The sequence below is a fragment of the Zoogloea sp. genome (genome assembly GCF_028693495.1).
GTDB lineage: Bacteria > Pseudomonadota > Gammaproteobacteria > Burkholderiales > Rhodocyclaceae > Zoogloea.
The window spans coordinates 20,839-28,830 of sequence record NZ_JAQUVG010000039.1 but is presented as its reverse complement, the minus strand read 5'-3'; the positions used below and the strand labels follow the sequence as shown (position 1 = coordinate 28,830).

General features: G+C 68.1%; 7 protein-coding genes. 3 read left to right on the top strand and 4 right to left on the bottom strand.

The window, feature by feature from the left end; genetic code table 11:
- The 4 genes from PHD22_RS08370 to PHD22_RS08355 all read right to left on the bottom strand — a co-directional run.
- A partial coding sequence (locus PHD22_RS08370) for an ATPase, T2SS/T4P/T4SS family (protein WP_299864979.1) occupies positions 1 to 540 on the bottom strand: 540 nt, incomplete at its 3' end.
- Complete coding sequence (gspD, locus tag PHD22_RS08365) at positions 537 to 2,759, bottom strand: type II secretion system secretin GspD (protein WP_366520703.1); 2,223 nt, start codon at positions 2,757 to 2,759, stop codon at positions 537 to 539. The genes gspD and PHD22_RS08370, both read right to left, overlap by 4 nt.
- Complete coding sequence (locus tag PHD22_RS08360; RefSeq protein WP_299864976.1) at positions 2,756 to 3,385, bottom strand: type II secretion system protein N; 630 nt, start codon at positions 3,383 to 3,385, stop codon at positions 2,756 to 2,758. Before PHD22_RS08360 ends, gspD begins: the two co-directional genes overlap by 4 nt.
- Before the next feature lie 88 nt (positions 3,386 to 3,473).
- Positions 3,474 to 4,253, bottom strand: a complete 780-nt coding sequence (locus tag PHD22_RS08355) for a pseudouridine synthase (protein WP_299864973.1) — start codon at positions 4,251 to 4,253, stop codon at positions 3,474 to 3,476.
- An 81-nt stretch (positions 4,254 to 4,334) separates the two neighbouring features.
- Here PHD22_RS08355 and PHD22_RS08350 point away from each other — a divergent pair, with 81 nt between their 5' ends.
- The 3 genes from PHD22_RS08350 (at position 4,335) to PHD22_RS08340 (ending at position 7,951) form a co-directional block, all read left to right on the top strand.
- Positions 4,335 to 6,434: a hypothetical protein gene (locus PHD22_RS08350; RefSeq protein WP_299864971.1), complete on the top strand. Its 2,100-nt coding sequence runs from the start codon at positions 4,335 to 4,337 to the stop codon at positions 6,432 to 6,434.
- A 146-nt stretch (positions 6,435 to 6,580) separates the two neighbouring features.
- Positions 6,581 to 7,204, top strand: a complete 624-nt coding sequence (locus PHD22_RS08345; RefSeq protein ID WP_299864969.1) for a chemotaxis protein — start codon at positions 6,581 to 6,583, stop codon at positions 7,202 to 7,204.
- Positions 7,205 to 7,210: 6 nt separating this feature from the next.
- Positions 7,211 to 7,951, top strand: coding sequence for an MBL fold metallo-hydrolase (locus PHD22_RS08340; protein WP_299864966.1), 741 nt, complete (start codon positions 7,211 to 7,213; stop codon positions 7,949 to 7,951).
- Positions 7,952 to 7,992 lie beyond the last annotated feature (41 nt).

The following is a 7,992-nucleotide window of genomic DNA, read 5'->3' as shown; positions in this document are numbered from 1 at the left end:
GGGCAGGCGTTTCTCGGCGATGTCCAGGCTGGCCATGATCTTACTCCGCGAGGCCCTCGCCGCGTGCAGGGCGCGGGGGGGCTCGGCCACATCCACCAGCACCCCATCGCGGCGGAAGCGCACCACCGAGTGGCGCTCGTAGGGTTCGATGTGGATGTCGCTGGCCGCCTGACGCACGGCCTGGGTGAGCAGGGCGTTGATCATCCGGATGATGGGGGCGTCGTCCTGGGTATCAAGGAGATCTTCCACCGCCGGCAGTTCGGTCATCAACTGGCTCAGGTCCACTTCCTGGCCCACGTCGGCGACCACTTCGGCGGCGTTGTCTTCCGTGCCGGCGTAGGTTTCGGCCAGACGGGCCTCGAAGGCGGCCCGCCCCAGGTGCTCGATCCGGACCGGCTGGCCGAGGCTGCGCCGCACTTCGGCCAGCGCGCTCAGGTCGGCGCCTTCCCGCAGGATCAGCTCGACGTGCTCTGCCCCCCGGGCAGCCACCAGGATGCCGTGGGCCTTGGCGAAGGCGTAGGGCAGGGCGGGGGCGCTCATGGGGCCGCGGTGGGGGCGCTGGGGGCCGTCAGGTCGCCAGTGGCCCCGGGGGGGGCGTCCGGCGTGCGCGGGCGGGTGTAGGGGACGGCCGGCGGCGGGCTGCCCGGCGGGGGCAGCTCGGGCGGACTGGCTTCGCCGCGCATCAGGGCTTCGGCCCGGTCGTTGGCGCGCTGCTGGCCGATGATGTAGCTGTAGCGGTCGGCGGAGATGCCGTCGATGCTGGCGGCGTCCCGCAGGATCACCGGGCGCAGGAAGACGATCAGGTTGGTCTTGCCGCGCTTGCGGGTGTCGTAGCGGAAGAACTGGCCCAGGTAGGGCAGGTCGCCCAGCAGGGGCACCTTCTCCTGGCCGCCGCTGTAGGTGTCTTCCACCAGGCCGCCGAGGGCGATCATGGCGCCGTCGTCCACCAGCACGGTGGATTCGATGGAGCGCTTGGTGGTGGTTGGCCCGGTGGGGTTGAGCAGGGTGGTGGCATCCACCGCCGAGGCTTCCTGGTAGATCTGCAGGCGGACGACACCGCCTTCGGAAATCTGGGGTTTGACCTTGAGGGTCAGGCCCACGTCCTTGCGCTCCACGGTGGTGAACGGGTTGGTGGTGGCGGTGCTGCCGGTGGTGGCGTAGGAGCCGGTCACGAAGGGGACGTTGCGGCCGACGACGATCTTGGCTTCCTCGTTGTCCAGGGTCACCAGGTTGGGCGTGGACAGGATGTTGGCCTTGGAGTCGGTTTCCAGGAAGCGCGCCAGCATGTTGAGGTTGGCGATTTCCTTGCCGCCGACACTGACCGTGCCGCTGCCCAGGATCAGGTTGAGGCCGTTGCCGGGAGGGGTGACGGCGCCCGAGCCGAGGGCGGTGGCCAGGGTGAGCAGGTTGGAGCCGCTGCTGGACGGGTTGAAGCTGGTGCCTCCATACACGCCGGTGGAACCGACCTTGCCGGCCTGCCACTGGATGCCGATCTCGGTGGCCCGCTCGGTGCTGACCTCGGTGATGAGGGCTTCCACATAGACCTGGGCGCGGCGCTTGTCGAGCTGGTCGATGACCTTGCGCAGGTTGTTGTAGATGGCGTCCGGGGCCGTGATGATCAGCGAGTTGGTCATCGGGTCGGCCTGGACGATGCCGTTGCCGGTGGCGCCGCCGGTGGGGGTGGTCGTGCTGCCGAAGGAGGGCGTGCTGCCCATGCCGGTGGTGCCGGTGTTGCCCATGCTGCCGCTGTTGACGGGCGTGGTGCTGCCCGGGGTGCTGCCGGGGCTGTTGAGGTTGCCGCTTTCGCCGGACAGGACGGCGCGCAGGGTCTGGGCCACCTTCACCGCTTCGGCGTTCCTGAGATAGACCACCCGGATGTTGCCCGCCGCGCCAGGACGGTCCAGGCTGGCCACCAGCTGGCGGACGGCGTTGAGCTTGGAGGGGTTGTCGGAGCGGACCAGCAGGCTGTTGGTGCGGGGATCGCCGATCACCGAGATACGCTGGCTGATGTCGCCGCCGGTGGTGCTGCCCAGGTTGGGTTGCACGGAGGCCCCCATCGTGCCGGTCAGGCCGTCGTTGAGCAGCCGGGTCACCGTCTGGGCCAGGTCGATGGCCGAGGCATGCTCCAGGGGAATGATGCGCATGTCCCCCTGGGGGACATCGATGGAGTCGATGATCTGGGCTATGCGGCCGATGTTTTCGGCGTAGTCGGTGACCACCAGGGCATTCTTGCCCGGGAAGGCGGCCACGGTGTTGTTCGGTGAAACCAGCGGGCGGATCACCGGGACCAGCTGGGCGGCGGATTCATGCTTGAGGTTGAAGATCTGGGTGGTCAGCCGATCGCCTCCTCCCGCTCCCCGGGCCTTGCCCACCGGGACCCCGTGAAGCTTGGCGTCCACCTCGGGGAGCACCTTGGTCACGCCCTGGCCTTCGATCGCCGCGTAGCCCTGCAGGCGCAGGGCCGACAGCAGGATGGAGTAGGTGAGGGCGCGGGGGACCGGACTGGCGGTGACGATGTTGATCGTGCCCTTGACCCGGGGGTCCACCACGAAGTTGCGCCCGGAAATCCTGGAAACCGCCTGAATCACGGCTCCGATCTCGGCATTCACGAAATTGAGGGAGACCGGATCGCCCTGGGGCGCCGCAGTGCTGGCCAGGGCGGGCCCCACGGGGAGCATGAGGGGCAGGGCGAGGGTGGCAGACAGGCAGGCGGCAATGAGCCGGCGGGCAAACCCGGGGCGGCAACGGACTGGTTTCATTGGGGGCTGGGGGTTTGGGCCGGGAAGCCGGCCGGGATGGAGCGGGGGCCGGAGTCGGGCGTATCGTTAGGGGCGGCGTCGGGCAGGGCCAGGGCGGCCGGGGGCCGCGATGGCGGCTGGGGGCGCTCGGCGGGTGACGGGTCTTCGGGCAGGGGGCGCTCGGTGAGCCGGACGCTCTGACGGACCCCGCCGATGCTGATCTCGATGGTGTCGGCTCCAACCCGGGTCAAGGTGATCCCCGGGCGGATGGCCTGACCTTCCACGATGCCTTCCTGGGGACCGTCGTCCACCGAGAGCACGGCCCAGCCGGGCCGCCCGTCGCCGCCGGTGACCGTGGCGTGAGCGGCAAAACGGCCCGGGGCGGGGGCCACCGGGTTCGTGCCCGGGGGGGCTGCATGGTCCCGGCCCATCAGGTGCCGGCCGGCAACCGCCTGGGCTGCCTGCAGGGGGTCGGCCTGGCTGCTGACCGGCAGGGCGGGCGGGGGCGGGGCATTGAAGCGCCAGAACAGGTCGGCGGCGACCCAGGCGCTCGCGCCGAGGGCAAGCCCCCAGGCCAGGGCCGGCCCCAGGCGGGCGGCAGGCTGCCAGGGCAGCTGGCGGGGGTCGAAACGGTGAAAGGCGGTCATCGGTCGGCGGCGCAAAGGACCCGCAATGTTAACCTTGTAATGTTACATGTCAAAGGCACGGACCCTTTTCAGGCGGCCGGCGGCCGCTTCATGGGCGGGAGGATCCCGCCGGCAGGACCCCAGGGCTGGGGTGGTGGTCCGGGCGGGTCCAGGCGTCCCGCCAGCCGAGGCTCTCCAGTACGGCGAGGAATTCGCCCTCCAGCGGGGCCTGCAGGATCAGCGGCTGCCCCTGGTGGGGATGTACGATGCCCATCCGGACGCAGGCCAGCAGCATTCTGTGGCACTCAAACAGCTGCTGGAAGAGCCGGTTGTGACGTCCCTTGCCGAAGGTGGCGTCGCCGATGATGGGGTGGGCGATGTGCTTCAGGTGGCGCCGCAGCTGGTGACGGCGGCCCGTGTGGGGGGTCAGTTCCACCAGGGCGTAGCGGCTGGTGGGGTAACGGTCCACCTGATGGGGCAGTTCGCAGGTGACGAGCCGGCGGAAGTCGGTGAGTGCGGGCTGGGCCTGCTCCGAGCTGGCCTCCCCGGTGAATTCCGCGGCGTCCCGGTGGCGGCTGAGGGCGTGGTCGATCCGTCCGGCTTCGGGCGGGTGACCGCGGACCACGGCCAGATAGGTCTTGGCCACCTCCTGGCGTTCAAACTGGCCACCCAGTGCCCGGGCCGTGGCCCGGTCGAGGGCGAACAGCAGGATGCCGGAGGTCCCCCGGTCGAGACGGTGGGCCGGATACACATGGCGGCCGATCTGGTCACGCAGCAGCTGTACCGCAAAGCGGGTCTCATGGCGGTCCAGCTCGCTGCGGTGGACCAGGAGGCCGGACGGTTTGTGAATGGCGACCAGGTGTTCATCCTGGTAAAGAATAGGCAGCATGGGGCAGGATGGTAACCCGGGTCGCGGGTGCAATGGCCGGCGAGACTGAACCGGCGAGTTTTGAGCAGGTCACAAATCACTATGCAAAATACTTCCAGATTTTCTCCCGAGCTCCTCCTGGAGCGGATTTACGGGGTGCTTCCCGAGCAGCGGCGGAGGTCCCGGGAGCTGGGCCGGCTGGCCGAGCGTCTTCATCAGTTCATCCTCGCCGAGGATCTGCCTGACCGCCTCGATGCATGGCGGGCGATCAGTGCCTGGCTGTCCGCCGGTGCCTTGTGGGGCGACGTGTATATCGATTCGGCGGATGTCCATGGCTCGGCCACCCAGCGCTTTGCGGTGCTGATGGATGTGCTGGCCGACAATCCGGACGTGGCCCTGGCGGTGCGGAACACCCTGCGGGGCATCCTCGACGAGACCGAAGGGGCCAACCTGTTCGGTGAGATCGGCATTCCAGGGGATCGGGGCTTCCTGTCCGAGTTCGGGGACCGCTTCACCGCCAAGCTGATTCCATCCCCTCGGGACGACCATGACCTTGCCCACCTCATGTCACGCAGCTATGAGCGGCAGCGGGATCTGACCATGGTGCGCGGTCTGCAGCCGTCCACCCTGCAGCGTGCGGTGGATATCCTTTTTCCGGCGGATGAGCCGGCCATGACGGCGGCCCTGGAGCGGGCCATCGCCGATGGTTTCCGCCTGCTCCTGGCCCGGGTCCAGGGGCAGGGCCTGTCCCAGAAGCTGCGGGCCCGCAGCCAGTCGGGGGCGGTCTCTCGTTCTCCCTTCAAGCGGCTGGCCGACAGCGGAGAGAATCTGGTCTGCGCCTGGGAGCAGGGCCGCCTGTCCAGTCCCCTGCAGGAGGCCTGGGAAATGGATGTGCGGGCCTGCCGGGAGGCGCTGCAGCTGATCTCCACCCGCCTGGAGTCCGAGGGCATCAGCGTGGATATCGTATATGGGCTGGACGTGCTGGATCGCTGCCTGAGCCGGCTGGAGACCATCGTGGCGGTGATGCTGGCGGGGCGGGAGACGCCGGGTCCGGCCCTGCTGCTGCTGCAGCAACTGGCCCATGCCGCCCACCAGAGCACCAGCGTGCGCCATCTCGTGCGCAGCAACCTGCAGCGCCTGCAGCGGCGCATCGTGGATCGGGCGGGCAAGACCGGCGAGCACTACATTGCCGAAACTCCGGCGGATTACCGCCACATCTGGATCGCCGCGGCCGGCGGGGGCTTGCTCACCGTCGGTACGGCCGCCATGAAGATGGCGATTGCCGGGGCGGGCCTGGCCCTGTTCCTCGAAGGGCTGGGGTCGGGCATCAACTATGCGGTGAGTTTCCTGTTGCTGCAGGCCCTGGGCCTGATCCTGGCCACCAAGCAGCCGGCGATGACGGCGGCGGCCTTTGCCGCAATCATCCGTGACCGCAAGGGTAACGAGCGCCTCGATGTGATCGTCGATTCGGCCGCGGCCATCTGCCATTCCCAGCTGGCCGCAACCATTGCCAACGTGGTGGTGGTGGCCACCGGTGCCTATGCCTTCGATGCGGTGTGGACCTGGCTCACCGGCCATTCCTTCCTGAGCCAGGCGGAGGCCACGTATGTGTTCCGCGCCCTCAGTCCGGTGGATAGCGGCACGGTTTTCTATGCGGCCCTGACCGGCTGCATCCTGTATCTGGCGGCGCTGATCGGCGGCTGGGTGGATAACTGGGCGGTGTACCACCGCCTGCCCCAGGCCATTGCCGAGCACCGTCTGGGCAACCGCTTCGGGCGCCTCAGGATGATCCGTCTGGCGGGGGTGGTGTCCCGCAACATGTCGGGCTGGGCCACCAACATCTCCCTGGGGCTGATGCTGGGCATGACCCCCGTGCTGGGCACGTTCTTCGGCCTGCCCCTGGACGTGCGCCATGTGACCCTCAACTCGGGGATCCTCAGCCTGGCCACCTCATCCCTGGAGGTCCAGTGGCTGGGTTCCGGCCTGCTGGGGCTGGCGCTGCTGGGGGTGGCGGTGATGTTCGTGCTCAACCTGGGGGTCAGTTTTGCCTTGTCCCTGCTGACCGCCGTACGTGCCTACGATCTGCCGCGGTCCGATCTCAAGGAGCTGCGGCGCCGGCTGTGGCTGCGCCTGCGGACGCGCCCGCGGGATTTCCTGATGCCGCCGTCCCGCCCAGCCGGCTCCCCTGCGACGCCTGGCTGACCGTGAGCGGCGGGAGGGGCTCAAGCTTGATCCGCCCCCGCCGTTAATCCCCCCACAACGGCGGGGCTGATCTCCCATGGGGAGATTGCCCCGTCGCCGCCCATCGACGAGCACCCACCTGCGGTCCTGTCCGCCACGAGCCCAGCATGAATGCGCCCGAACCGAGAAAGCACCTTGCCCAGTCTCATTCCGGTGAGCTGGCCCGCATCGTGCGGGTCAATGAAGAAATCAAGGCGATCGTCGCCACGGCCTTCCGCATCAACCTGATGGCCCTCAACGCGATCTTCCTCGCCAAGCGGGCGGGTAATGCCGCGCTTGGCTTTGGTGTGCTGTCCAACGAGCTGCGCCGTTTTGCCCAGGATCTGACCCGCCACATGGCGGCCCTGCGTGAGATGACCTCCGGCTCCGTCGGCAGCGTGACCGGAGTCGTCCAGCACCAGCGCAATGCCGCGATCCTTGCCGAGGCCATCCGCCTCAGCGGGGATCAGGTGAAGGGTGTGCGGGACGTCCACCGCCGGGGGCTTGCCCGCCTGGCCCAGCAGCAGGCCCGGTTGCGGGCCCTCGACAAGAAGCTGCGGGCCGCGGTGGAGGAGACCCAGCAACTGGTCGAGCTGGGCGGTGTGCTGGCCCGCTCGGCCAAGATCGAGGCGGCCTACGGGGGTGGATTCAGTCCGGCCCTGATGCAGGTCTCGACGGATTTCGCCGAGGTGATCGCGCAGATCAAGCGATCCCTCGAAGTGCTTGGCAAGGAACGCCTTGTAAAGGATTGATGACCCATGAAGCAGGCCCATTGCATTTATCAGAACGAAGACCACCGCTGGCTCGCCATTGCCCGGGATCCGGGCAAGCCGGGGTTCATCGTGGATACCAACGAATATCTGGTCATGAGCGGGGAGGATGCCCTGCTATGTGATCCGGGCGGCATCGAGATATTTCCGTCGGTCTTCTCGGCCCTCTCCTCCGAATGCGATCCGACCCGGCTGTCCGGCATCTTCGCCTCCCACCAGGATCCGGACATCATCTCGTCGCTGGCCCTGTGGCTGGAGTTCAAGCCGGACCTGAAGTGCTACATCAGCACCCTGTGGCAGACCTTCCTGCCCCATTTCGGCGGTGATGAATCCACCTTCGTGCCGATTCCCGATCCGGGCATGACGATCCGGGTGGGCGGGCTGGAGCTTCAGGCGATTCCCGCGCACTACCTGCACTCCTCGGGCAACTTCAACCTTTACGACCCCAAGGCCAAGATCCTGTTTTCCGGCGACGTGGGTGCAGCCCTGTTGCCGGCGGATCACAACGATCTGTACGTGCAGGATTTTTCCCGTCACATCCGCCACGCGGAAGGCTTTCACAAGCGCTGGATGGGGTCCGACCGGGCCAAGCGGGACTGGTGCGAGCGGGTCTCCCGGCTCGAGATCGACATGATGGTGCCCCAGCACGGGGCGATCTATCAGGGGGCCGATGTGCAGCGCTTCATCCACTGGTTCTCCGCGCTGGAAGTCGGGGTCCTGCGCGGCTGACGTGCGGGGCCTGGTTTCGGCAGGGCCCGGGGGGAACCGTG

Coding starts and splice junctions, on each gene's coding strand:
- PHD22_RS08350 (WP_299864971.1), top strand. CDS start 4,335: ATGCAAAATACTTCCAGATTTTCTCCCGAGCTCCTCCTGGAGCGGATT.
- PHD22_RS08360 (WP_299864976.1), bottom strand. CDS start 3,385: ATGACCGCCTTTCACCGTTTCGACCCCCGCCAGCTGCCCTGGCAGCCT.
- gspD (WP_366520703.1), bottom strand. CDS start 2,759: ATGAAACCAGTCCGTTGCCGCCCCGGGTTTGCCCGCCGGCTCATTGCC.
- PHD22_RS08340 (WP_299864966.1), top strand. CDS start 7,211: ATGAAGCAGGCCCATTGCATTTATCAGAACGAAGACCACCGCTGGCTC.
- PHD22_RS08345 (WP_299864969.1), top strand. CDS start 6,581: ATGAATGCGCCCGAACCGAGAAAGCACCTTGCCCAGTCTCATTCCGGT.
- PHD22_RS08355 (WP_299864973.1), bottom strand. CDS start 4,253: ATGCTGCCTATTCTTTACCAGGATGAACACCTGGTCGCCATTCACAAA.